At 68.6% G+C, this 23,429-nt stretch carries 24 protein-coding genes; 20 read left to right on the plus strand and 4 right to left on the minus strand.

Annotated elements, in window-relative coordinates; translation table 11 throughout:
* Window position 1: 1 nt before the first annotated feature.
* From G6N45_RS23590 to G6N45_RS23600, 3 genes are all read right to left on the minus strand, one after another.
* Complete coding sequence (locus tag G6N45_RS23590) at window positions 2-3,172, minus strand: AAA family ATPase (RefSeq protein ID WP_246228775.1); 3,171 nt, start codon at window positions 3,170-3,172, stop codon at window positions 2-4.
* An 85-nt stretch (window positions 3,173-3,257) separates the two neighbouring features.
* On the minus strand, window positions 3,258-4,256 hold the full coding sequence (locus tag G6N45_RS23595; protein WP_163725523.1) for an MDR family oxidoreductase: 999 nt from the start codon (window positions 4,254-4,256) through the stop codon (window positions 3,258-3,260).
* Window positions 4,257-4,346: 90 nt separating this feature from the next.
* Complete coding sequence (locus tag G6N45_RS23600; RefSeq protein WP_163725526.1) at window positions 4,347-5,324, minus strand: esterase family protein; 978 nt, start codon at window positions 5,322-5,324, stop codon at window positions 4,347-4,349.
* A 377-nt stretch (window positions 5,325-5,701) separates the two neighbouring features.
* On the opposite strand from G6N45_RS23600, the gene G6N45_RS23605 reads away from it, so the two are divergent.
* The 12 genes from G6N45_RS23605 (at window position 5,702) to G6N45_RS23660 (ending at window position 16,487) form a co-directional block, all read left to right on the plus strand.
* Entirely contained in the window at window positions 5,702-6,265 is a 564-nt protein-coding gene (locus tag G6N45_RS23605; protein WP_163725529.1) for a TetR/AcrR family transcriptional regulator, read from the plus strand.
* 34 nt (window positions 6,266-6,299) lie between these two features.
* Window positions 6,300-7,469 carry an acyl-CoA dehydrogenase family protein gene (locus G6N45_RS23610; RefSeq protein WP_163725532.1) on the plus strand — a complete coding sequence of 390 codons (1,170 nt, stop codon included), beginning with the start codon at window positions 6,300-6,302 and terminating at the stop codon, window positions 7,467-7,469.
* A 19-nt stretch (window positions 7,470-7,488) separates the two neighbouring features.
* A complete protein-coding gene (locus G6N45_RS23615; RefSeq protein WP_163725535.1) occupies window positions 7,489-7,875 on the plus strand; it encodes a nitroreductase/quinone reductase family protein in 387 nt (128 codons plus the stop codon).
* Between the two features lie 83 nt (window positions 7,876-7,958).
* Window positions 7,959-9,062 carry a homogentisate 1,2-dioxygenase gene (locus G6N45_RS23620; RefSeq protein WP_163725539.1) on the plus strand — a complete coding sequence of 368 codons (1,104 nt, stop codon included), beginning with the start codon at window positions 7,959-7,961 and terminating at the stop codon, window positions 9,060-9,062.
* Window positions 9,062-10,252 (plus strand): alpha/beta hydrolase family protein, encoded by a 1,191-nt coding sequence (locus tag G6N45_RS23625; RefSeq protein WP_163725542.1) that lies wholly within the window; start codon window positions 9,062-9,064, stop codon window positions 10,250-10,252. Before G6N45_RS23620 ends, G6N45_RS23625 begins: the two co-directional genes overlap by 1 nt.
* Complete coding sequence (locus G6N45_RS23630) at window positions 10,249-11,454, plus strand: CaiB/BaiF CoA transferase family protein (protein ID WP_163725545.1); 1,206 nt, start codon at window positions 10,249-10,251, stop codon at window positions 11,452-11,454. Before G6N45_RS23625 ends, G6N45_RS23630 begins: the two co-directional genes overlap by 4 nt.
* Window positions 11,451-12,356 carry a hydroxymethylglutaryl-CoA lyase gene (locus G6N45_RS23635; protein ID WP_163725548.1) on the plus strand — a complete coding sequence of 302 codons (906 nt, stop codon included), beginning with the start codon at window positions 11,451-11,453 and terminating at the stop codon, window positions 12,354-12,356. Before G6N45_RS23630 ends, G6N45_RS23635 begins: the two co-directional genes overlap by 4 nt.
* 5 nt (window positions 12,357-12,361) lie before the next feature.
* The gene (locus G6N45_RS23640; RefSeq protein WP_163725550.1) at window positions 12,362-12,985 is read left to right on the plus strand and encodes a TetR/AcrR family transcriptional regulator; all 624 of its coding nucleotides are present in this window, start codon (window positions 12,362-12,364) and stop codon (window positions 12,983-12,985) included.
* Window positions 12,986-13,008: 23 nt separating this feature from the next.
* Window positions 13,009-14,247, plus strand: a complete 1,239-nt coding sequence (locus tag G6N45_RS23645) for an acyl-CoA dehydrogenase family protein (protein WP_163725552.1) — start codon at window positions 13,009-13,011, stop codon at window positions 14,245-14,247.
* Window positions 14,248-14,249: 2 nt separating this feature from the next.
* On the plus strand, window positions 14,250-15,206 hold the full coding sequence (locus G6N45_RS23650; RefSeq protein WP_163728968.1) for a phosphotransferase family protein: 957 nt from the start codon (window positions 14,250-14,252) through the stop codon (window positions 15,204-15,206).
* Between the two features lie 28 nt (window positions 15,207-15,234).
* Window positions 15,235-15,567, plus strand: coding sequence for a DUF6285 domain-containing protein (locus G6N45_RS23655; protein WP_163725555.1), 333 nt, complete (start codon window positions 15,235-15,237; stop codon window positions 15,565-15,567).
* On the plus strand, window positions 15,567-16,487 hold the full coding sequence (locus tag G6N45_RS23660; protein ID WP_163725558.1) for a Vgb family protein: 921 nt from the start codon (window positions 15,567-15,569) through the stop codon (window positions 16,485-16,487). Before G6N45_RS23655 ends, G6N45_RS23660 begins: the two co-directional genes overlap by 1 nt.
* 2 nt (window positions 16,488-16,489) lie before the next feature.
* Here G6N45_RS23660 and G6N45_RS23665 read toward each other — a convergent pair whose 3' ends face one another.
* Window positions 16,490-17,119, minus strand: a complete 630-nt coding sequence (locus G6N45_RS23665) for a class I SAM-dependent methyltransferase (protein ID WP_163725563.1) — start codon at window positions 17,117-17,119, stop codon at window positions 16,490-16,492.
* Window positions 17,120-17,189: 70 nt separating this feature from the next.
* Here G6N45_RS23665 and G6N45_RS23670 point away from each other — a divergent pair, with 70 nt between their 5' ends.
* The 8 genes from G6N45_RS23670 to nuoF all read left to right on the plus strand — a co-directional run bounded on the left by G6N45_RS23670 (window position 17,190) and on the right by nuoF (window position 23,372).
* Complete coding sequence (locus tag G6N45_RS23670; RefSeq protein WP_163725567.1) at window positions 17,190-17,585, plus strand: nuclear transport factor 2 family protein; 396 nt, start codon at window positions 17,190-17,192, stop codon at window positions 17,583-17,585.
* 56 nt (window positions 17,586-17,641) lie between these two features.
* The gene (locus G6N45_RS23675) at window positions 17,642-18,058 is read left to right on the plus strand and encodes an Rv3143 family two-component system response regulator (RefSeq protein ID WP_163725570.1); all 417 of its coding nucleotides are present in this window, start codon (window positions 17,642-17,644) and stop codon (window positions 18,056-18,058) included.
* Between the two features lie 166 nt (window positions 18,059-18,224).
* On the plus strand, window positions 18,225-18,599 hold the full coding sequence (locus G6N45_RS23680; RefSeq protein WP_057146593.1) for an NADH-quinone oxidoreductase subunit A: 375 nt from the start codon (window positions 18,225-18,227) through the stop codon (window positions 18,597-18,599).
* Window positions 18,590-19,144, plus strand: a complete 555-nt coding sequence (locus G6N45_RS23685; RefSeq protein ID WP_163725572.1) for a NuoB/complex I 20 kDa subunit family protein — start codon at window positions 18,590-18,592, stop codon at window positions 19,142-19,144. Before G6N45_RS23680 ends, G6N45_RS23685 begins: the two co-directional genes overlap by 10 nt.
* A gap of 28 nt (window positions 19,145-19,172) precedes the next feature.
* Window positions 19,173-19,853, plus strand: coding sequence for an NADH-quinone oxidoreductase subunit C (locus G6N45_RS23690; protein WP_163725575.1), 681 nt, complete (start codon window positions 19,173-19,175; stop codon window positions 19,851-19,853).
* Window positions 19,853-21,181 carry an NADH dehydrogenase (quinone) subunit D gene (nuoD, locus tag G6N45_RS23695; protein WP_163725579.1) on the plus strand — a complete coding sequence of 443 codons (1,329 nt, stop codon included), beginning with the start codon at window positions 19,853-19,855 and terminating at the stop codon, window positions 21,179-21,181. Before G6N45_RS23690 ends, nuoD begins: the two co-directional genes overlap by 1 nt.
* The gene (gene nuoE / locus G6N45_RS23700; RefSeq protein ID WP_163725582.1) at window positions 21,181-22,056 is read left to right on the plus strand and encodes an NADH-quinone oxidoreductase subunit NuoE; all 876 of its coding nucleotides are present in this window, start codon (window positions 21,181-21,183) and stop codon (window positions 22,054-22,056) included. The genes nuoD and nuoE overlap by 1 nt, the downstream gene beginning before the upstream one ends.
* Window positions 22,053-23,372, plus strand: a complete 1,320-nt coding sequence (nuoF, locus tag G6N45_RS23705; protein WP_163725585.1) for an NADH-quinone oxidoreductase subunit NuoF — start codon at window positions 22,053-22,055, stop codon at window positions 23,370-23,372. The genes nuoE and nuoF overlap by 4 nt, the downstream gene beginning before the upstream one ends.
* The last annotated feature ends 57 nt before the right edge of the window (window positions 23,373-23,429 follow it).

The raw sequence follows: 23,429 nt of genomic DNA on the forward strand, positions 1-23,429 counted from the left end.
CTCAGTTCTCCCGCTCAGCGAGCATCGGGTAGGGACCACCCCAATGACGCCGGTACCCTGTCGCCTCGCAGGCCATCGCGTACTCCGCGGCAAGCTGCTCGTAGGCGGGACGGTCGTCGCGCGCGGACGCGAGCAGGGCGCGAATCCTGATGGTCCACAAGTCCATCGGCGCGGTCATCGGGATGTTCAGGTGCCATTGTTCGAGCACCCTCTCCGCTTCGAGCAGGTCGCACGGTCGTCCGCGGTGGATCAACAGTTCGCACAGTGTTTCCGCCGGGCATCCCAGGTGGAGCAACGGCGCGTCTCGGGTGTGCAGCGTCGTCAGTCGTCGCATCGAGTCGATGGCTTCGTCCCGGTGACCGTCTCGAGCAGCCTCTCTGGCCAGTTGTGTTCCGGTGATCGCCAGCGCGAACGACTGCAGGTTGTGGGCGGTGATGCCGGCTTCGGCGCTTCGGAGGAGGTCGAAAGCCTCCTCGCGGCAAGGTCTTTCGGACTGAATCAGCAGCGTCGCGTAGGTCCACTGTGCGGCGATGATGCCGAACCGGTCACCGAAGGATTCCGCCCGCGCCAGGTGCTCCCTCATCTCCTCCACCAGATCATCGGCGACATAGAGGCCCATCACCGCCAGCATGCCCCAGTACAGAGAGACGGTCGAGAAGCTCGCGGGCGACATGACGCGTACCAACTCGGTCGCCAGACGGATATGACCGACACCGCGCTCGCGATCGCCCAGGCACACCTCACAGAGGCCGGTGATCGCGTAGGCAACCGCTCGATCGATGGACGGCTGCTCGAGTTCGAGCGCGATGCTTCGTCCGACCACCTCCATCGCCTCGCGGAACTCGCAGTTCACCAAGTGCGCGAATGCCAGCGCGGAATAGAGGATTTCAAGTTCCTGGACCGGAACCGGGCCGAGCGTGTCGAGCAGACCTGTCAGCTCGACCGCCAAGGGAATCGCTTCGGTGACCCGGTTGCTGTTGACGATGAAGGTGACGATGCGGCCGGCAAGAGCCAACGCCAGGGGGTGCCTGTCATCGGTATGTGCGGTGAGTTCGCGCAATTCGAGGAAACGCTGTTCGTTCTCCGGGTCGGCGCCGACGAAGAGTTCGGTGGACAGCAGCATTGCTCGCGGTGCGATGCGGAGCGCGACGACGTCGTCACTGCCGGTGGGCAGCTCGTCTGCTACTCGCGCGGCACTCTTCCACTGCTGGCGCGCCGCGGACATGTCGCGCATCCTCAGCCACTCGGCAGCCCGGAGATGCCAGCGACAGGCGGCCTCCAGTTCGCCGGCGGCCTCCAGGTGTGTGGCGATCATCGCGGCGTTCTCGTCCACACTGCCTCGGGCCTCGATGGCGGTCGCCAGTTGACGATGGGCCCGCGCGCGGTGTGTGCCCATCTGAGACTCGTAGGCCACGGTACGAACCAGGGGATGACGGAAGCAGTACTTCTGTCTGGGGGTGAACTCGGTCTGGTCGATCAGCTCGGTGGCGACCAGTTCGGCGAGGTGTGCCGACGAAGCATCAGGGGTCAGTACCGCGAGAGTGTCGGTGTCGAACCGGGTACCGATGACCGCTGCGGCATTCAGCACCTCTTTGGCTTCCGGCTGGAGTCGGTCGATGCGCGCGGCGAGAACCGCCTGCACCGTCACCGGCACGCCGAGGTCAGCGGCGTCGCCGACGAGCCGGTACTTGCCCCGGCCGCCGACCAGCACACCCCGACCGACCAGATCGCGCACGATCTCCTCGACGAAGTACGGGTTGCCCGCTGCCACCCGGGCAACGCGGGCCGCGAGGCTTCGCATCGTGTCGTCGTTCCCGAGCAGATTGACGGCGAGATCGACGGTCAGCGAGGCGTTCAGTGGCGCGAGGGGGATCGTCACACCCGAGTGCTGCAGCAGTATCCCGCGGTACTCCGGTCGGTGGGTCGCCACGAAGATCGCCGACGCCGAACCCATTTCGGCGGCGAACTCGGACAGCACCGCCTCACTGGCCGCATCCAGCCAGTGCACGTCCTCGACGACGATGACCAACCGACCGGGGCGGCGCCGGACGAACCGTCTGATCGTCTCTGCCAGGCGGTGTCGCCGGCCGTCGGCGCCGACGTGCAGCGCCGGCCAGGTCGCGTCGGTCAAGCCCATGGCCTCGAAGACGATCTGCGCGTCGGTCGAGCGCATGGGCAACTGTGCCAGCACCCGCTCGCGCGCATCGTCATTGCCGAGACCGTCGACGCCGAACATCGCGCGCAAGGTTCGAGACAGCGCGCGGAACGCGACGGGCATCGACTGCGCATCACATCCGGTCAGGACCACAGCCGCGCCGGCGGTGCTGGCGCGGCGACAGAACTCCTCGACCAAGCGGCTCTTTCCGACGCCGGGCGGGCCGACCACGGTGACGAGATCTCCTCCGCGGCCGCCCTCGACCAGAGAGCACAGCCGGTCGAGTTCCGCATCGCGGCCCAACATCGCTGCTTCGTTGCGGCCCAGCACCATTCGGCCGGCATTGACCCCGATCAGGCGGCGAGCCACAACAGGATCCCGTTGCCCCTTGATGCGCACCTCTACAGCGGGACCCATTCGCGTGGCCCGCTCGACGAGGTCGGCCGTGGTGGCCGAGCAGAGCACTCCGCCCGGCGGTGCCGCCGCCTCCATGCGCTGGGCCATCCCGACGGCATGGCCGATCGCGGTGTACCGGCCGGGACCCGACCCGATCTCACCGACCACGACGGCGCCGGAGTTCAGGCCGACCCGTAGTGCCAGACCGACGCCGTCACGACGTGAGATCTCCGCGGAGAGCGCCTCGGCCACCGACTGGATCTCCAACGAGGCGATACACGCCCGCAGCGCATGGTCCTCGAGCGCCACGGGTGCGCCGAACATCGCCATCAGTCCGTCGCCGGTGAACGTGTCGGCAGTGCCCTGGTAGCGCTGCACGACGGCGGCGCAACGATTGAACAGCTCGTTCATGATCTCGCGATAACGCTCGGGGTCGAGGTCTGCGGCCAGCCTCATGGAACCGACCACATCGGCGAACAACACCGTCACGTGTTTGTGTTCGCCCGGCGCCGGGCCGGCGCGCACCGGCGATCCACAGACATCGCAGAACCGCGAGCGGGCCCGCAGGTCGTTGCCGCACGACCCGCACGAAGCGACCCTCTCGACCTCCGGCCCGGCCATCCCCCGTCTTCCCCGCTACTCAGTACTGACATGATCCCGCGCCGGGCGGGCGGGCGGGCCCGCAATGCGGATATTGGCGCCCGGGTCAGAACCCGTCGTGCACGACCACCCGGGTCCGGCCGGTGACCCCACCTGCGATGATCGTCTCGAGAACCTCGTCGACCCGCAGCACCGGAATGTCGCGGGTGATGCGGCTCAGATGGCGCGGCGCCAGGTCCGACTCGAGCCGCGCCCAGACCTCGCGGCGCCGGTCGATGGGCAGCAGCACCGAGTCGATGCCGGCCAGGGTCACGCCGCGCAGGATGAACGGCATGACCGTCGCCGGCAGCTCGGGGGATCCGGCCAGGCCCGAAATCGCCGCCACGCCACCGTATTTCATGGTGCTCAACGCGTAGGCGAGGGTGGTGCCGCCGACGCAGTCGACGACCGCCGCCCAGTGAGCTTTGCCCAGCGCACGCACTTTCTCGTCCGGACCGGGCACCCGGTCGATCACTTCGGCGGCGCCGAGGTCACGCAGCAGATCGTGCGCCTCCGCTTTGCCGGTGGAGGCCACGACCTCGTAGCCCAGTCCGGCCAGCAGGTCGACGCTGACGCTGCCCACTCCGCCCGTCGCGCCGGTCACCAGGACGGGACCGTCACCCGGTTCGATGCCGTGCCGGCCAAGTGCGGCCACGCTCATGGCCGCGGTGAACCCGGCCGTCCCGATGGCCGCCGCGTCCGCGGTGCTCAGCGAGGTGAGCTTGACCAGATAGTCCGCGGGATACCGGGCGACCTGGGCGTAACCACCGTGCCGGCCGGTGCCGATGTCCTGCCCGTGCGCGAACACCGCGTCGCCGGCGGAGAAGTCCGGGGAGGCGCTCGAGGTCACCGTTCCGGCGACGTCGATGCCGGGGATCAACGGATACGAGCGGGCCACCCCGCCCTTCGGTGTGACGGCGAGGGCGTCCTTGTAGTTGACACTCGAGTATTCGACGCGGATCTCCACGTCGCCGTCCGGGAGGAACGATTCGCTCACCACCTCGTGGCGCAGCACGATGCCGCCCTCGCCGTCCTCGTGCGCCACCATCGCGTTGATCTCGGTCATGACCGCCACAGTAGCCAGGCTTCCCGGGACACGAAGAATCCCCCGGCCGCAACCGGGCCGGGGGGCTTCGTCGAGTGCTGCGTCGGGCGGTTACCCGATGAGGTGGGTGATGAGATCCGGCTTCATCGCCTGGAGTTCACGTCCCCAGTACGCCCAGTTGTGCGTGCCGTTGTTGGGGAAGTTGAACACCCCGTTGTTGCCACCGGCGGCGACGTAGTTGTCCTGGAACGTTCTGTTGGTCTTGATGGTCAGACCCTCGAGGAACGTGGCAGGCAGGTCGCCGCCGCCCAGTTCGTTGGGCTGGCCGTTGCCGCAGTACACCCAGATGCGGGTGTTGTTGGCGACCAGGTTCGGGATCTGCACCATCGGGTCGTTGTACTTCCAGGCCGGATCGGTCTCGGCCGGGCCCCACATGTCGTTGGCCTTGTAGCCGCCGGCGTCACCCATCGAGATGTTGATCAGGAACGGCCACCAGCCCTCGGAGGGGTTCAGGAAGCCCGACATCGAACCGGCGTAGGTGAACTGGGCCGGGTGGTGGGCGGCCAGCACCAGCGAGGCGCTACCGGCCATCGACAGACCGACCGCGGCGCTGCCCGTGGATTTGACCTGACGCTCGGAGGCCAGGAAGTTCGGCAGCTCCTGGGTCAGGAAGGTCTCCCAGTTGTAGGTCAGGCAGCCTGCCTTGCCGCAGGCCGGCTTGTACCAGTTGGCGTAGAAGCTCGACTGGCCACCGACCGGCATCACGACGGAGAGGCCCGAGTCCAGGTACCACTCGAACGCCTGGGTGTTGATGTCCCAGCCGTTGAAGTCGTCCTGGGCGCGCAGGCCGTCGAGCAGGTAGAGCGCCGGCGAGTTCGGGCCGCCGCTCTGGAACTGCACCTTGATGTCGCGGCCCATCGACGGCGACGGCACCATCAGGTACTCGACCGGCAGGCCGGGCCGGGAGAAGGCCCCGGCGGTCGCCGAATTGCCGGTCAGGCCGATGACGCCAGGCAGCAGAATCGCGGCGAACGCGGCCATGCCGAGGCGGCGCGCCCAGGGCCCGCGAATCCTGTCAAGAAGTCTCATACGGTCAATTCCATCCATCTTCGGTGTACCGCCCGAGGCGGTTCGTCCTGCGTTTCCCGTGCGGTCGCCGACACCACAGCGATGTCTTCACCGCGCTGTGACGCCACCCCGAATCAGATGATCCGACGGTGGGGTGGGCCGAGAAAAGGTTCAGTTGTAGCGGTTGCAGTAAAACATGCGGCACCCACGGGACAAAGCCCGGCCACGGCGAACACCGCCAAAACCGGCCGCGTCGCGATGCTGACGCCGACGACAATCGCCGGCTTCGCGCGCGGACAAAGCACTGGCCCGTGCGTCGAACCCTGCATTACTACCGGAGCCGGCGCCGGTTGCGCAGTGACCGCCGTCACAGTCCTCGGATTCAGTAGGCTCTGCGGATGACGAAGGGCGCGACGGGGTCTCGCAAGGTGTCCGTCGACGACTGGATCGACGCCGGCTATGCCCTGCTCGCCGAGGCCGGCATCGAGGCGCTCAAGCTGGACAGGCTCTGCGCGCACCTCGGCGTCACCAAGGGCAGTTTCTACTGGCACTTCACCGACATGGCCGCCTACCGCGCCGCTCTGGTGCAGGCGTGGGCCGAATTGCGGGATCGCGATCGCAGCGGCTTCGGCGAGCTCTCGGGCTTGGCGCCGCGGGACCGACTGGCGACGATGATGGCCGCGCTGCGGGCGGACCGCCAGCGCGCCCTGGAACGGGCCATGCGGGAGTGGGCACGCACCGACCCCGCCGTGGCCGACAGCGTGCGCGCCGCCGACCACAAGGTCGTGGCGGCCGTCCGCAGGGCCTTCCAGGACGCCGGCTTCGACCGTGACGAGGCGGACATGCGGGCCAACGCGACGTTCGCCGCCGGCATCGGCTTCCTGCATCTCTCCGATGCGCCGTCCGGCGCCCGGTTGGCCGCCCAGCAGGAACGCTTCCTCGATGTGATGCTCGCGCTCTGACCGCCCATACCAAAAAGTATGTTAGCGTCGCGCCATGCCGACGACCCTCACTACCGGAGCACCCGTCACCGCCGAGTTCGTCGCGCGACTGGCCGACCGGGCGGGCGAGGCCGAACGGCTGCGCCGCCTGCCCGCAGACACGGTGGCCGAGGCCACCGCGTCAGGCTTCTTCGATCTGCTGGTGCCGGCGCGGTTCGGAGGTACACAGGGCCCGTTCCCCGCCATCCTCGATCCCGTCCGCCGCATGGCGCACGGCTGCGCGTCGAGCGCCTGGACGCTCGGGTTCTACGCCCTCCACAACTGGATGCTCGCGCTCTTCGGCGAGCAGGCCCAGCAGGAGGCGTTCCAGACGCGTCCATTTCTCGCGCCGGCGCCGCTGGCTCCGACCGGGCGGGGCGTGGGCTGTGACGGCGGGATCCGGCTCACCGGCCGTTGGTCATGGGCGACCGGGGTGATGGACGGCAATTGGATCATCGTCGGGGCGCTCTGCGAGGCCGGCGCGGACTCGATCCGGCCGATGCTGGCCCTGCTGCCGATCGACGAAGTGCACATCGAGGACGTCTGGCACACCGACGGGATGCGCGCCACCGGCTCCAACGACGTGGTGATCGACGACGTGTTCGTCCCGGCCCATCGGCTGGTGGCGGTGTCCGACATCTACACCGGCGCCGCACCCGGAGCGGCCGTCCACGACGGGCACACCTACCGCTGGCCGATGGTGCCCGCGCTCGCGCTGCTCGCGGCCATGCCGGCGCTCGGCAGCGCCGAGCGCGCCGCCGGGATCTACACCGACCGCCTCGCGCAGCGCTACCTCGCCTACGAGGGCGTCATGCAGAAGGACAAGCCCGTGGCCGCGATTCGCCTCGGCGATGCGTCGGTCCGACTGCGCGCACTCCGCGCCCTGCTGTCCGACACGGTGGACGGCATCGAGGAGATCGTCGCGGCCGGCGATCCGGTGAGCCGTACGGTCCGCGGGCAGGCGCGCCTGGCGGCGGCGCACATCGTTCACGAATCCCGTGCGGTGATCAGCGGCCTGCTGGCATCGTCAGGGGCGAGTGCCCACTTCCTGGACCACCCGTTGCAGCGCATCAAGCGTGACGTCGACGTCATCGCCGGTCATGTCGTGTTCGATCACGACACCAGCCGCGAACTCGCCGGCGCGCTGAGCCTGGGCATACCGATCCCTCGCACCGCGATGGTGTGAGGCACGCAAGGAGGATTCGATGGCAGAGCTGCGCGACACCGTCACCACCTTCTTTCAGCGCACGATCGCGAACCCGGTGATGCGGCGCATGCCGTTCCAGACGCTGTTGGAGACGACCGGCCGCACGTCCGGCGTCGCGCGCCGGACCCCGGTGGGCGGCAGGCGTATCGGCGATCAGTTCTGGTTCGTCTCCGAGTTCGGCGACACGTCCCAGTACGTCCGCAACATCAAGGCGGATCCGCAGGTACGCGTACGACTGAACGGCCGGTGGCACCGCGGCACAGCCCATCTGATGCCTGACGACGATCCGCAGGCGCGGATGCGGACCCTTCCGCGCTTCAACAACGTCGGGGTCCGCACGTTCGGGACGCGTCTGCTGACGGTCAGGGTCGATCTGGCCGACTGAGCGCGGACTGCGGGGCCCCGCCCCATTGACCGCCCGCCGACATAAAAGTAATGTCAGTTTCACTTTCGATGGAGGAGTGCGCTGTGGAATCGTTTGTCCATCTTCGAAAAGGCAAGTATCCGAAGCGGATTCACGCCGACCTCGACGGACTCAAAGACGACGAACTCGGCCGCGGCGGGTTCACCGGACGCACCGCGAACCTCTACCGGCGCAACGATCCCACGGCGTACCGCTCGGTCGGCCCGCTGCGTCCGCTCGACGTGCTCGCCGGCGAACTCAAACCCAGCGACGCCGGGGACGCCCTCGGGGCTCCCCTGCTGATGTTCTCGAACTCCGACTGCCAGGTGCTGCTGTCCCGACGCGCGCAGGAGATGCCGTTCTTCGTCCGGTACATCGACGGGGACCTGCTGTGCTTCGTGCACGAGGGCGCCGGACTGCTCGAGACCGAGTTCGGGCCGCTGCGTTACCGGCAGGGCGACTGGGTGTACCTCCCGAAGGCGTGCACATGGCGCCACGTCCCGGACGATCAGTGCACGTGGCTGATGATCCAGGCCACCGACGAGTTCCGGGTGCCGCCGCCCGGGCAACTGGGCCGGCACTTCCCGTTCGACCCCTCTCAGGCGGTGATTCCCGACCCGGCCCCGTGTGACGACGACGGCCGCGACAGCTACGAGGTGCGCCTCATGCACTCCCCGATCGACGGGGCCGGGACGACGACGCTGTACTACGAGCACCATCCGCTCGACGTCGAAGGCTGGCGAGGCGACAACTTCCCCTTCACCTTCAACATCGCCGACTACAACGTGGTGACGTCGAACAGCGTCCACCTGCCGCCGACCGTGCACCTGTTCATGCAGGCCACCGGCGTGTACGTGATGAACTTCCTACCCAAGCCGGCCGAAGGCGTGCCCGGCACCGAACGCACCCCGTGGTACCACCGCAACGTCGATTTCGACGAGATCGCGTTCTTCCACGGCGGTTCGCTCTACGGCATTCCGATGCCACCCGGTCTGATCTCCCACGCCCCCCAGGGTGTGCACCACGGCGCGCCGGAGAAGGCGCGCGAGCGGGCCCGGCGCAAGTTCGACGACTACCAGTCGGTCGACTGGCAGGTGATCGCGGTGGACACCCGCAAGCGGTTGGTGCCCTCGGCGGAGGTCCTCGCCAACGACCTCGGGCAGCACTAGTGCACGCTCCCGTCAAGCACGAGTACGAACGGATCCCGTATCTCGTTGCCTATCAGAACCACTCGGCGGTCCGCGACGTCTACGGCGGCGTCGCGGAGCTGGTGGTGCTGGAAAGCTATCTGCTCAAACCCCGGGACAGCCCGTCGGACACCGTGCTGGTGTTCATGCACCCCATCGGCGGCGGCGCCTATCTGCCGGTGATCAACGCGCTGGCGCGCGCCGGGCACCACGTCATCTACTGCAACAGCCGGTTCCGCGGCACGGACTCGGCGCTGCTGATGGAGAAGGTCGTCGAGGACCTCGGCGAGTGCATCAAGGACGCGAAGAACCGCCTGGGCTATCAGAAGGTGGTCCTGGCCGGGTGGAGCGGCGGCGGGTCGCTGTCGGCGTTCTACCAGCAACAGGCCCAGCACCCGACGGTCACATCCAGTCCGTCCGGCGACGGGCCCGACCTCACGACGCTGGGATTGCTCCCCGCCGACGGCATCATGCTGCTGGCCGCGCACATCAGCAGGCACGGCACGATGACCGAATGGCTGGACGCGTCCATCCTCGACGAGACCGACCCCACCCGTCGCGATCCCGAACTGGATCTGTACGACCCCGACAACCCGAACCAGCCGCCGTACTCCCCCGAATTCCTCGAGCGCTACCGGCACGAACAGATCGCCCGCAACCGCCGTATCACGGCCTGGGTCAAGGAGAAGCTGGCCGATCTGAAACGCAGCGGCGGTCCCGCCGCAGACGTAGCCGAATTCGCGTTCGTCGTGCACGGCACCATGGCCGACCCTCGGTGGCTCGATCCGACGGTCGATCCGAACGAACGCACACCGGGGACCTGTTATCTGGGCGATCCTGCAGTGGTGAACATGAGCCCGGTCGGTCTCGCACGCTTCTGCACGCTCCGCAGCTGGCTGTCCCAATGGAGTTATGACGACGCCCACGCCGACGCGGTGGCCTGCGGACCCGACATCGCGGTTCCCGCACTGGTGATCGGCAACCTCGCCGACGACGCCTGCACGCCCAGCCACACCCGCAGGATCTACGAGGCGATCGGGTACCCGGACAAGGAGATGTACGAGATCCCCGGCGCCAACCACTACTACGCCGGGGCCGACCAACGCGACAAGTTGCGCGAGGCGGTCGGGATCGTCACCGATTGGCTTCACCGGCACGGGTTCTCGGCGTGACCGTGAGCGGCCCGCTGGACGGCGTGCGGGTGATCGAAGTCGGCACACTGATCTCCGGCCCGTTCGCCGGCAGGCTGCTCGGCGACATGGGGGCCGAGGTCGTCAAGGTCGAGCCCCCCGGCGCGCCGGATCCGCTGCGCACCTGGGGACAGGCCGAACTCGATGGCCACCACTTCTTCTGGACCGTGCACGCCCGCAACAAGAAAGCCGTCACGCTGAACCTGCGGGTGCCCGCGGGCCGTGCCCTGTTCCTCGAACTCGTCGAGCGCAGCGACATCATCGTGGAGAACTTCCGCCCGGGGACGCTGGAGAAGTGGGGACTGGGCTACGACGTTCTTCGCGAACGCAATCGGGGCATCATCCTGGTGCGGGTGTCGGGCTACGGCCAGACGGGCCCGGAAGCGCACAAGGCCGGCTACGCCTCGGTCGCCGAAGCGGCCAGTGGACTGCGGCACATGAACGGTTTCCCGGGCGGTCCTCCCCCACGCCTGGCGCTGTCCCTGGGCGACAGTCTGGCCGGCATGTTCGCCGCTCAGGGGGCGCTGGCCGCGCTGTATCGCCGCACCGTGACCGGCGAGGGGCAGGTCGTCGACGCCGCGCTCACCGAATCCTGCCTCGCCGTGCAGGAATCGACGATCCCGGACTACGACGTCGGCGGCATCGTGCGGGGCCCCTCCGGGACCCGTCTCGAGGGCATCGCCCCCTCGAACATCTACCCGACCGCCGACGGCAGCTGGGTGGTGATCGCCGCCAACCAGGACACCGTGTTCCGGCGACTGTGCCAGGCGATGGGCCGACCCGAGCTGGCCACCGACGAGCGGTTCGCCGATCACGTTGCGCGGGGCCGCAATCAGGACGAACTCGACACGCTCATCGGGGCGTGGGCGGCCGACCGGCAGCCGGCCGACATCATCGCGACCCTGTCTGATGCCGGGGTGATCAGCGGCCCGATCAACACCGTCGCCGAGGTCGTCGACGACCCGCAGCTGCAGGCACGCGGCATGATCGCCGACCACTGGGACGACCGCATCGGCCGTAACGTCAAGGGCCCCGGCGTGGTACCCGTCCTGTCGCAGACCCCGGGCACGATCCGCAGCGCCGGGCCGTCACGACCTGGTCAGCACAACGACGAGATCTACCGGGACCTGCTCGGTCACTCCGGTGCCGAGCTCGACGCGTGGCGGGCGGAGGGGGTGCTGTGAGCGACCTACCCGGCCGCGTCGACATCCGCGACGTGTCACTGCGCGACGGGCTGCAGATCGAGGCGCCGATCCCCTTGTCGGCCAAGCTCGACCTCCTCGCCGCCGTCGCCGCCACCGGCGTTCGGGAGATGGAGGCGACGGCGTTCGTCTCGCCGTCGAAGGTGCCCGCCCTCGCCGATGCCGCCGAACTGGCCGCCGAGTTGCACCGCTTCCCCGGCATCGAGTTCTCGGCGCTGGTGGCCAGTCCCAACGGCGCCCGACGTGCCATCGCCGCGGGCCTGCGCTCGATCGAATACGTGGTGTCGGCTGCCGACGGGCACAGCCGGGCCAACGTCGGCCGCTCCTCCGCGGAGGCGGCCGCGCTGATTCCCGAGATCGTCGCGATCGCCCACGACAGCGACGTCGCCGTGGAGGTCATCGTCGCCACGGCCTGGGACTGTCCGTTCGACGGGCCGACGCCGCCGCACCGCGTGGTCGACATCGTCACCGCCGCCACCGACGCCGGCGTCGACCGGCTCGCGATCGCCGACACCATCGGCACCACCACCCCCCGCCGCGTCACCGACCTCGTCGCCCTGGTCCGGCCGAGGGTCGGCAGCCTTCCGCTGGGTGCGCACTTCCACAACACCCGCGGCACAGGGCTGGCCAGCGCCTACGCCGCCGTCCAGGCGGGCGTCACGCGGCTCGACGCGTCGATCGGCGGGCTGGGTGGGTGCCCCTTCGCGCCCGGCGCCAGCGGCAACATCGCCACCGAGGACCTGGTCTATCTGCTGCGCGACTGCGGTGTCGACGTCGATGTGGATCTCGACGCCGCCATCGCCGCCGCCCGCGTCGCACAGGACGCCGTCGGCCACGGCCTTCCCAGCGCGCTGCTGCGCGCAGGCGACCGGAAACTGGGCTAGCCCCCGTGCCGCCCGACTCGTCGGAACTCAGCGCCAAGGGCCGTCAGACCCGGCTCGCTATCGAGCAAGCCGCCCGGAAGCTGTTCGCAGAACGCGGCTTTCACGGCACCACACTCGGTGACATCACCTCGGCTGCGGGCCGGTCCACCGCGGCGTTCTACCGGTACTTCGCCGACAAAGAGGATCTGCTCGCCGCGCTTGCGCAGTCCTTCCTGCACGAAGTGGTGGCCCCGTCGGGACTGCGCCTGCAGCTGCCCGACTCGCCCGACGACGACGCGTTCTTCACCACGGTGGTCACCGGCTACTGGACGATGTTCAAGCAGAACATCGGCATCATGATCGCGGTGGCGCAACTAGCGGCCACCCAGCCGCGATTCGCCACCGTCCAGAACGAGTTCCGCCGCTTCGGCGTCGACATCGTCGCCGCATCCGTGCGTCGCGCCCAGGATCAGGGCTTCGCCGCCGACCTCGTCCCCGAGCACACCGCGGCGGCCATCGCGCTGCTGTTCGAGAACTTCACCACGGTGTTCGTCGGCACCGCCGGTGTCGGCATGGACATCGAGATCGACGACGACGACGCGATCGTCACGCTGTCGCGGATCTGGAAGAAGACGCTGTACGGGTACTGACAGAGCACACCAAGGAGATCACCGTGGATTTCAGCCTCCCCGAACACCTTCCGGGGCTTCTCGCCGAGATGGACGCGTTCATCGAGGCCGAGATCAAACCCCTGGAACGGGAGCACATCCAGTACTTCGATCAGCGCCGCGAGTACGCGCGCACCGATTGGGACAACGGCGGGGTGCCGCGCCGGGAGTGGGAGGATCTGCTCGGCGAGATGCGCAGGCGGGCCGACGCCGCAGGCTGGCTGCGCTATGGGCTCCCGTCCCAGTTCGGCGGGCGCGACGGCTCCAACATCGACATGGCCGTCATCCGGGAGCATCTGGCGCACAAGGGTCTCGGCCTGCACAACGATCTGCAGGACGAGTCCTCGATCGTCGGCAACTTCCCGCAAGTGATCATGATGGACCATTTCGGCACCGACGAGCAGAAGAGGGACTGGACCGAGGCTCTCATCACCGGTGAGCGATCGATGGCGTTCGGCCTGACCGAGCCCAACCACGGGTCCGACGCCACCTGGCTGGAGACGACCGCGGTCCGCGACGGTGACGACTGGGTCATCAACGGCGCCAAACGCTGGAACACCGGCGTACACCGGGCCACCCACGACCTGATCTTCGCGCGCACGTCGGGCGAGGCCGGCCAGGCCCGCGGGATCACCGCGTTCCTGGTGCCCACCGACGCTCCGGGCTTTTCGGTGCCGTACTACTGGTGGACGTTCAACATGCCGACCGATCACGGCGAGGTCGTGCTCGACAACGTGCGGGTACCCGGCGACGCGGTGCTAGGGGAGGTCGGGCGCGGGCTGGAGGTCGGCCAGACGTTCCTGCACGAGAACAGGATTCGCCAGGCCGCCAGCAGCCTGGGCGCCGGCCAGTACTGCATCGACCGGGCTGTCGACTACGCCAATCAGCGGTCGGTGTTCGGCAAGCCGCTGGCGGTCAACCAGGCGGTGCAGTGGCCGCTGGTGGAGCTGCAGACCGAAGCGCAGATGGTGCGGCTGCTGGTGTACTACGCGGCGAGCCAACTCGATGCGAACCACCACATGGAGGTCTCCGACAAGGTGTCGATGGCCAACTACCGCGCCAACCGGCTGGTGTGTGAAGCCGCCGACCGCGCGATGCAGGTGCACGGTGGCGTCGGGTACAGCAGGCATGAGCCGTTCGAGCACATCTACCGGCACCACCGCCGGTACCGGATCACCGAGGGCGCCGAGGAGATCCAGATCCGGCGTGTCGCCCAGCGCCTGTTCGGGTTCGGCCGGAAGTGAGCCTGCAGCACCGGCTCGAAGAGGTGCTGCAGCCCGTCCTCGGCGACGTGGCGGTCGAGAACCTGCAGCGGCTGACCGGCGGCGCGAGCCGGACGACCTGGGCGTTCGAGGCCGTGGCCGGTGAGCGACGCGCGCTGATCCTGCGCACCGGCGCACCGGACGACATCCACGCCGGCATGGAACTCGAGGCACAGGTGCAGCAGCGCGCGGCCGCCGCAGGGGCGCCGGTCCCCCACATCGTGACCGCCAGCGATTCCCCTGCGGGACTGGGTAATCCGTATCTGATCTGCGATGCAATCCCGGGTGACACCATTGTGCGACGGATCTTCCGTGGCCTCGACGACGCCGGTCGGGCGCGGCTGCTGCGCCAGTGCGCCGAGGCGCTGGCGGCGGTGCACCGCGCCGCCGTCGACGGCGTCGCTTTGACCGCTCGCGACGACCTCGCAGGCTGGCGCGCCCGGCTCGACGAGATCGGCGACACCACAGCCACGTTCGAGTGGACGTTCCGCCGGCTGGCCGACGAGCGTCCCGATCCGTCCCCGATCGTGTTGGTGCACGGCGACTTCCGGATGGGCAACCTGATCGTCGACCAGTCCGGCCTGGCGGCCGTGCTGGACTGGGAGCTGACCCACATCGGTGAGCGATACGAGGACCTCGCCTGGTTCTGCATCCGGGCGTGGCGGTTCGGCGCGCCCGAGACGCTCGGCGCCGGTGGGCTCGGCAGCGTCGAGTCCTTCCTGCGTGCCTACGAGGGGGCGGCCGGCGTCGACGTCGACCGGTCGGTGTTCCGCTGGTGGTTGACGGTGGCGACGCTGCGCTGGGGCGTGATCTGCCGGCACCAGGCCGAGCGCCACCTGTCGGGCGAGACACCGTCGGTCGAACTCGCCGCGATCGGGCGGCGGGTCAGCGAGACGGAATGGGACCTCCTGGATCTGCTGTCGGGAAAAGGGCCGAGGTGATGAGCGCTTGCGCGAAGAACAGAAAACAGTGACGGGCACTCGACCGACGGCGGCCGAGCTGGTCGCCGCCGTCGCCGACTTCCTCGACAACGAGGTACGCGCCGCATGCGAGGGGCAGGTCGGATTCCACGCCCGGGTGGCGGCCAACGTGCTGCGCATCGTCGAACGCGAGTTACTGGACGAGGCAACCGATTCGGTGTACACGGCCCTGGGACGCCTCGGCTTCAGCGACGAGGCGGCGTTGGCGGGGGCCATCCGCGGCGGCGCGCTGGACGACCGTCCCGACGAGGTGATGTCCTGTCTGCGTTCGCTGGTCGGGCACCGGCTGTCGATCGACCACCCCGGCTACGGCGACGGCTGATGGTGCATTCCATCGGGCCGGTCAGCGAGATCGTCCTCGACGGCGCCGCCGATCCGTACGGCATCGCCGCAGCCCCTGACGGCTCGGTGTGGGTGACACATGACGGGGGTGTTGCGCGGATCGCCGGCGACGGAACCCAGTGGCACCATCGGACTCCCGCCGGCGCGCGGCCCACCGCCGTCGCCGTCGCCCCGGATGCGACGGCCTGGTTCGCCCGCACCGGGGACGATCGCCTCGGCACGGTGCGCCCTGACGGTGCGACGGCCACCGTCGATCTCGAACCCGGCAGCGCTCCGTTCGGTGTCTGCATCGGCCCGGACGGGGCGGTCTGGTTCACCGCGTCCGCGGCCGACCGAGTGGGCAGACGCGGACCGGACGGGCAGGTGACGGTCGTCGCCCTGCCTGCCGGATCCTTTCCGGCCTACCTCACCGCAGGCCCCGACGGCGCAGTCTGGACGGCGTGCAACGGTGCGAACGCGCTGGCCCGTGTCAGCACCGACGGCGAGGTGCGCATCGTGCCCCTACCGACCGCCACGGCGCCGGTCGGCATCGCCGGCGGCGACGGCGCCCTGTGGGCGGCCTGCATCGGCAGCGGGCACATCGTGCGCGTCGACCCCGCCGGACAGGTGACGGAGTTCGCGCTGCCGGACCCGGCGTGCCGGCCGCACGCACTGGCCGCCGACGCCGAGGGTTGCTGGTTCACCGAGTGGGCGGCCAATCGCGTCGGCCACGTCGCCTGGGACGGCCACGTCGAGGAGTTCGTCCTACCGCCGGGGCCGGCCGAACCGCACGGCGTCGCGGTGGGATCGGACGCAACGGTATGGGTGGCCTTCGAGTCGGGCCGAGCGGCCCCGCTGACGCCCGGCCGCGCATCCGGCCGGGAGCACGGCGGCGCCGTGGTGCGGCTGACCCCGCGGTGAGGTCAGGTCCGGCGCGCCCGCAGCAGCCAGGCCGGCTCGTCGACCCGCGTGCCCACCTCGAGACCGAGCGTTTCGGCGTGGACGTCGGTGACCACGCCGCGGTACGTCGTCTGACTGAGCTCCTCCACCGACCAGCCCGCTCCGAAGGCCCCGCGGAGGTCGCCTTCGCTGACCTGCGGCCCGAAGCCGCGGCCGGCATCGGAGAGCGCGAGCACGGCCACCAGCGCACCCGGCCGGGTGGCGCCGTGCAGGCTGCGCACATACCGCACCCGGTCTGCGTCGTCGAAGACGTGGAACAGGGCGCTGTCGACGACGGTGTCGAAGGCCGGCGACGCACCGAGGTCGAGGGCGTCGCGGACGTCGAACCGTGCGTCGACGCCGCGGGCGGTGGCGTTGCGCCGGGCCTGCTCCACGGCGGTGGGTGCGCCGTCGACGCCGAGGACGTCATAACCCAGTCGGGTCAGCAGGATGGTGTGCTCGCCGGTCCCGCAACCGACGTCGAGCACGCGTCCGCGGATGTGGCCGGCGCGTTCCAGCGCGATGATCGCGGGCTGGGGCTCGCCGATGACCCATGGCGGGGTCTGGTTCTTGTAGAAATCGTCGAAGCGGGAGAGTGTGGGGGTCTGGTCCATTCGTCCAGTGTTCAACCTGAACGGAAGTTGAGGTCAACATTGTATTCGGGGTCGACATGAATTCAGCACCGTGCCCGACACCGATGTGAGCACGGTCCTCGACGTCGCCGACCGCCTGTTCGGCGCGATCGAGGACAGCGACGTCGCCGGCGTGCAGCAGTTGTTCAGTGCCGACATCGCGGTGCGCAAGACCGGGGACGACCGCGACAACGACCGCAGGCGGTCGGTCCGCATCATCGGCTGGTTCATCGACAGCACCACCGACCGGCGCTACGAGGTGCTGGACCGGCAGGTGTTCGGAGGCGGCTTCGTCCAGCAGCACATCCTGCATGCCCACGGCCGCAACGGCGCGGTGGTGACGATGCGGGTCTGCATCGTCATCAAGGTCGGCGCCGACGGACTGATCACCCGGATCGACGAATACTTCGATCCGGCCGACATCGCGCCGCTACTCACAGACTCATGAGCGCGCCGACGCCAGAAGGCCGTCCGGACGCCCGCGCCGCGGCTACGATCGCGCCCATGGTGGTGCCCTCATCGACGTCCGAGGCGCAACGTGTGCTGCGGGTCCTTGTCTACAGCAGCAACCCGAGGACTCGCGAGCAGGTGCGGCTGGCGCTGGGCAAGCGGGTGCACCCCGAACTCCCCGAACTGAGCTACCTCGAGGTCGCCACCGGCCCGATGGTGATCAGGCAGATGGACGAGGGCGGGTTCGACCTGGTGATCCTCGACGGCGAGGCCACCCCGGTCGGCGGGATGGGGATCGCCAAACAACTCAAGGACGAGATCGAACACTGCCCACCGGTGCTGGTGCTGACGGGACGGCCCGATGACGCGTGGCTGGCCCACTGGTCCCGCGCGGAGGCGGCGGTCCCCCACCCGATCGACCCCATCCGGCTCGGCGACGCCGTCGTGTCGCTTCTGCGCACCACCGCCTGACCGCCACAGACGTGAAAAACCGTGCTGGCCTTGCCTTTTGGAGGCAAGGGGGGATCCCGGAGGGACGCCACTAGCGATACTAATCAAAATGTGTGGCTTGCATCGCGAACAGGGCTAGGCTGTGTGACAGCTCACATCGACAGCCCCCGAGGAGCGCCCGCGCAGCATGAGCCTGTATACGCCGATCCTGGTGCTTGGTGCGATAGCTGCGGTGTTCGCCGTCGGTTCGGTGGGCATCGCGGTGCTGATCGGACCCCGCCGCTACAACCGCGCCAAACTCGAGGCCTACGAGTGCGGCATCGAGCCTATGGACCCCTCGGACCCCGCTGCGGCGGCCACCGGCCAGCGCTTCCCCATTCGCTACTACCTGACCGCGATGCTGTTCATCGTCTTCGACATCGAGATCGTGTTCCTGTACCCGTGGGCAGTGGCTTTCGACAGCCTCGGTCTGTTCGCACTGGTCGAGATGCTGCTGTTCATGATCATCGTCTTCGTCGCCTATGCCTACGTATGGCGCAGAGGAGGCCTGCAATGGGACTAGAGGAACGCCTCCCCGGCGGCATCCTGCTGTCCACCGTCGAGAAGGTGGCCGGCTATGTGCGCAAGGGTTCGCTGTGGCCGGCGACGTTCGGTCTGGCGTGCTGCGCGATCGAGATGATGGCCACCGCCGGACCGCGGTTCGACATCTCGCGGTTCGGGATGGAACGCTTCTCGGCGACCCCACGCCAGGCCGATCTGATGATCGTCGCGGGCCGGGTCAGCCAGAAGATGGCGCCGGTGCTGCGCCAGATCTACGACCAGATGGCCGAACCCAAATGGGTGCTGGCCATGGGGGTGTGCGCGTCGTCGGGCGGGATGTTCAACAACTACGCGGTGGTGCAGGGCGTCGACCACGTCGTGCCGGTCGACATCTACCTGCCCGGCTGCCCGCCCAGGCCGGAGATGCTGTTGCACGCGATCCTCAAGCTGCACGACAAGATTCAGCAGATGCCGCTCGGCGTGAATCGCGAGGAGGCGGTCAGGGAGGCCGAGCAGGCCGCGCTCGCGGTGCCGCCGACCATCGAACTCAAGGGGTTGTTGCGGTGATGACCGCTCGCGGGAAGAACCAGGGATCATGAGTGCTGACGGCAACGGCGGTGGCCCCGAGGTCATCGGCGTGCGGCGCGGCATGTTCGGCGCCAGGGGCAGCGGCGACACCTCGGGGTACGGTCGCCTGATCCGGCCGGTGGCGCTGCCCGGGAGCACGCCTCGGCCCTACGGCGGCTACTTCGACGGCGTGGTCGACGCGTTGACGACCGCGCTCGGCGACGACGTGATGGCCGAGTCGATCGAGCGTGTCGTCGTGTTCCGCGGCGAACTGACGCTGGAGGTACACCGGGACCGGCTGCTCACGGTTGCGCGGGCGCTGCGCGACGACGTCGCGCTGCGCTTCGAGCTGTGCCTGGACGTCAGCGGTGTGCACTATCCCGAGGACGGCGGCCGCGAACTGCACGCCGTCTACCCGTTGTTGTCCATCACCCACAACCGGCGCCTCCGGGTGGAAGTGGCCGCGCCCGATGCCGATCCGCACATCCCGTCGCTGTTCTCGGTGTATCCCACCACCGACTGGCACGAGCGGGAGACGTTCGATTTCTTCGGCATCGTGTTCGACGGCCATCCGTCGCTCACCCGCATCGAGATGCCTGACGACTGGGTCGGCCATCCGCAACGCAAGGACTACCCGCTGGGCGGGGTGCCCGTGGAGTATCACGGCGCGCAGATACCCCCGCCCGACGAGCGGAGGGCTTACAACTGATGACCGTTTCGCAGGGCCCACCCGAGCGGGTGGTCGTCGTCGGCGGCCAGGATTGGGACCAGGTCGTCACGGCGGCGCGGCAGAACGCGGCCGAACACGCCGGCGAACGCATCGTCGTGAACATGGGACCTCAGCATCCGTCGACCCACGGGGTGCTGCGCCTGATCCTCGAGATCGAGGGCGAGACGATCGTCGAGGCCCGTTGCGGCATCGGCTATCTGCACACCGGGATCGAGAAGAATCTCGAATTCCGCACCTGGACACAGGGTGTCACCTTTGTCACCCGGATGGACTATCTGTCGCCGTTCTTCAACGAGACGGTGTATTGCCTGGGCGTGGAGAAGCTGCTCGACGTCACCGACGCGATCCCCGAGCGCGCGTCGGTGATCCGCGTGATGATGATGGAGCTCAACCGGATCTCCAGCCACCTCGTCGCATTGGCCACCGGTGGAATGGAACTCGGCGCGATGACCGCGATGTTCCTGGGTTTCCGCGAACGCGAACTGATCCTGTCGGTGTTCGAGACCATCACCGGACTGCGGATGAACCACGCGTACATCCGGCCGGGGGGCGTGGCAGTCGACCTTCCCGCTGAGGCCATGCCGCAACTGCACGACCTGCTGACCCTGCTGCCCGAACGCCTCCGCGATCTGGAGAACCTGCTCAACGAGAACTACATCTGGAAGGCGCGCACGCTGGGGATCGGCTACCTCGATCTCACCGGATGCATGGCGCTGGGCATCACCGGTCCGATACTGCGCTCCACCGGTCTTCCGCACGACCTGCGCAAGACGCAGCCCTACTGCGGTTACGAGACCTACGATTTCGACGTCATCACCGACGACCGCTGTGACTCCTACGGCAGGTACCTCATCCGGGTCAAGGAGATGCGGGAGTCCCTCAAGATCGTCGAACAGTGTGTGGACCGTCTGGAGCGGCTGGCAGACCAGCCGGTGATGATCGAGGACAAGAAGCTGGCGTGGCCGGCCGATCTCGAGGTCGGCCCCGACGGTCTCGGCAATTCACCCGAACACATCGCCAAGATCATGGGCCGCTCGATGGAGGGCCTGATCCACCACTTCAAGATCGTCACCGAGGGGATCCGGGTGCCCGCTGGACAGGTCTACGCGGCGGTCGAGTCGCCCCGCGGGGAGCTCGGGGTGCACATGGTCTCCGACGGCGGGACGCGGCCCTACCGGGTGCACTACCGGGATCCGTCGTTCACGAATCTGCAGGCGGTCGCGGCGATGTGCGAAGGCGGCATGGTGGCCGACGCGATCGCGGCGGTGGCATCGATCGATCCGGTGATGGGCGGGGTGGACCGGTAGTGAGTATCTTCCTCGAACTCGGGCAGCGGCCCGATGAACCCGGTCCGCCGATCCACGGCCCGGCGAGCTATCCGGTCGACGTGGCGACGCGGCTGCGTGACGACGCCGCGATCATCATCGCCCGGTACCCCGACTCGCGGTCGGCCCTGCTGCCGCTGCTGCATCTGGCGCAGGCCGAGGACGGTTGCCTCACTCCCGCCGGGATCGCCTTCTGCGCTGAGCAATTGGGGCTGACCGCCGCCGAGGTCACCGCGGTGGCGACGTTCTACTCGATGTACCGCCGCACACCGACGGGCGATTACCTGGTCGGCGTCTGCACCAACACGCTGTGCGCGGTGATGGGCGGCGACGCGATCCTGGAGAACCTGCAGGACCATCTCGGAATCGGCGCCGGACAGAGCACCCCGGACGGCCGGATCACGCTGGAGCACGTCGAGTGCAACGCGGCGTGCGACTACGCACCCGTCGTGATGGTGAACTGGGAGTTCTTCGACAATCAGACGCCGTCGTCGGCACGCGAACTCGTCGACGCGCTGCGCGCGGGCGAACCACCGACGCCGTCGCGCAGCGGCTCGCTGTGCACCTTTCGCGAGACCGCCAGAACGCTTGCCGGACTTCCCCATCCGGACGGTGCCGACGACGCGGCGACGGTCGGCGCTGCGACGCTGGCCGGGCTGCGCATCGCCCGGGAACGCGGCATGGGCGCCCCGGCCGCCGAGGGGCCCGCCCGCGACAGCACCTCCGATGCCACGGGACACGAGCAGGCCGAAGCGGCCGAGGCCGTCAAGGACGAGCCGGCACCTGGTCCGTCCGCGGATGTTCCCGCCCGCGGGCAGACCGAGGAGACCGATCCGACCGCGATGGACACACCATGACCCCACTGACGCCCGTGCTCAGCAGCTTCTGGGACGAGCCCCAGCCGTGGACCCTCGAGACCTACCGCCGTCACGGTGGGTATCAGGCGCTGGAGCGTGCCCTGTCGATGAGCCCGGACGACGTCATCACCGCGGTCAAGGATTCCGGGCTGCGGGGCCGCGGCGGCGCCGGCTTCCCGACCGGCACCAAGTGGTCGTTCATCCCCCAGGGGGACGAGGGTCCGGCGGCCAAACCGCACTACCTGGTGATCAACGCCGACGAGTCCGAACCCGGCACGTGCAAAGACATGCCGTTGATGCTGACCACGCCGCATTTTCTCGTCGAGGGCGCGATCATCGCGGCGTATGCGATCCGCGCCCACCACGCGTTCATCTACCTGCGCGGTGAGGTCCTGCCGGTGCTGCGCCGGTTGCAGACCGCCGTCGCCGAGGCGTACGCGGCCGGCCATCTGGGCAACGACATCGGCGGTTCGGGCTTTGATCTGGAACTGGTCGTGCATGCGGGTGCCGGGGCCTACATCTGCGGCGAGGAGACCGCGCTGCTGGACTCGTTGGAGGGACGGCGCGGCCAGCCTCGGCTGAGGCCGCCGTTCCCGGCCGTCGCCGGGCTCTACGCGTGCCCCACCGTGGTCAACAACGTCGAGTCGATCGCCAGCGTGCCGCCCATCCTGCGCAACGGCGTGGACTGGTTCCGGTCGATGGGCTCGGAGAAGTCGCCCGGATTCACGCTGTACTCGCTGTCGGGGCACGTGATGACCCCGGGTCAGTACGAGGCGCCGCTGGGGATCACGCTGCGCGAGTTGCTCTCCTATGCCGGCGGCGTGCGCGCCGGACACGAGCTGAAGTTCTGGACGCCCGGCGGATCGTCGACACCACTGCTGACCGGCGAACATCTGGACGTGCCATTGGATTACGAGGGCATGGCCGGTGTGGGGTCGATGCTGGGCACCAAGGCGTTGCAGATCTTCGACGACACCACGTGCGTCGTGCGGGCGGTGCGCCGCTGGACGCAGTTCTACGCGCACGAGTCCTGCGGCAAGTGCACACCGTGCCGGGAGGGCACGTACTGGCTGGCGCAGATCTACGAGCGCCTCGAGACCGGCCGGGGCACCGAGGAGGATCTCGACAAGCTGCTCGACATCTCCGACAACATCTTCGGGAAGTCGTTCTGTGCGTTGGGCGACGGCGCCGCCAGCCCGATTATGTCGTCGCTGAAGTACTTCCGCGACGAGTACGAGGCGCACCTGGATCCCGCCGGGTGCCCCTTCGACCCGTACGCGTCGATGCTCGCGGCACCGGAAGGAGTGGGCGCATGACTCCCCCCCGCGAGCAGACACGAACTCCGGCTGAATTCGGCAAAACAGTGCGAGTTT

Source organism: Mycolicibacterium psychrotolerans, assembly GCF_010729305.1.
GTDB lineage: Bacteria > Actinomycetota > Actinomycetes > Mycobacteriales > Mycobacteriaceae > Mycobacterium > Mycobacterium psychrotolerans.

Excerpts from the sequence above, each read along its gene's own strand:
- G6N45_RS23590 (WP_246228775.1), bottom strand. The coding sequence starts at position 3,172 with ATGGCCGGGCCGGAGGTCGAGAGGGTCGCTTCGTGCGGGTCGTGCGGC.
- G6N45_RS23595 (WP_163725523.1), bottom strand. The coding sequence starts at position 4,256 with ATGACCGAGATCAACGCGATGGTGGCGCACGAGGACGGCGAGGGCGGC.
- G6N45_RS23600 (WP_163725526.1), bottom strand. The coding sequence starts at position 5,324 with ATGAGACTTCTTGACAGGATTCGCGGGCCCTGGGCGCGCCGCCTCGGC.
- G6N45_RS23605 (WP_163725529.1), top strand. The coding sequence starts at position 5,702 with ATGACGAAGGGCGCGACGGGGTCTCGCAAGGTGTCCGTCGACGACTGG.
- G6N45_RS23610 (WP_163725532.1), top strand. The coding sequence starts at position 6,300 with ATGCCGACGACCCTCACTACCGGAGCACCCGTCACCGCCGAGTTCGTC.
- G6N45_RS23615 (WP_163725535.1), top strand. The coding sequence starts at position 7,489 with ATGGCAGAGCTGCGCGACACCGTCACCACCTTCTTTCAGCGCACGATC.
- G6N45_RS23660 (WP_163725558.1), top strand. The coding sequence starts at position 15,567 with ATGGTGCATTCCATCGGGCCGGTCAGCGAGATCGTCCTCGACGGCGCC.
- G6N45_RS23665 (WP_163725563.1), bottom strand. The coding sequence starts at position 17,119 with ATGGACCAGACCCCCACACTCTCCCGCTTCGACGATTTCTACAAGAAC.
- G6N45_RS23675 (WP_163725570.1), top strand. The coding sequence starts at position 17,642 with ATGGTGGTGCCCTCATCGACGTCCGAGGCGCAACGTGTGCTGCGGGTC.
- G6N45_RS23680 (WP_057146593.1), top strand. The coding sequence starts at position 18,225 with ATGAGCCTGTATACGCCGATCCTGGTGCTTGGTGCGATAGCTGCGGTG.
- G6N45_RS23685 (WP_163725572.1), top strand. The coding sequence starts at position 18,590 with ATGGGACTAGAGGAACGCCTCCCCGGCGGCATCCTGCTGTCCACCGTC.
- G6N45_RS23690 (WP_163725575.1), top strand. The coding sequence starts at position 19,173 with ATGAGTGCTGACGGCAACGGCGGTGGCCCCGAGGTCATCGGCGTGCGG.
- nuoD (WP_163725579.1), top strand. The coding sequence starts at position 19,853 with ATGACCGTTTCGCAGGGCCCACCCGAGCGGGTGGTCGTCGTCGGCGGC.
- nuoF (WP_163725585.1), top strand. The coding sequence starts at position 22,053 with ATGACCCCACTGACGCCCGTGCTCAGCAGCTTCTGGGACGAGCCCCAG.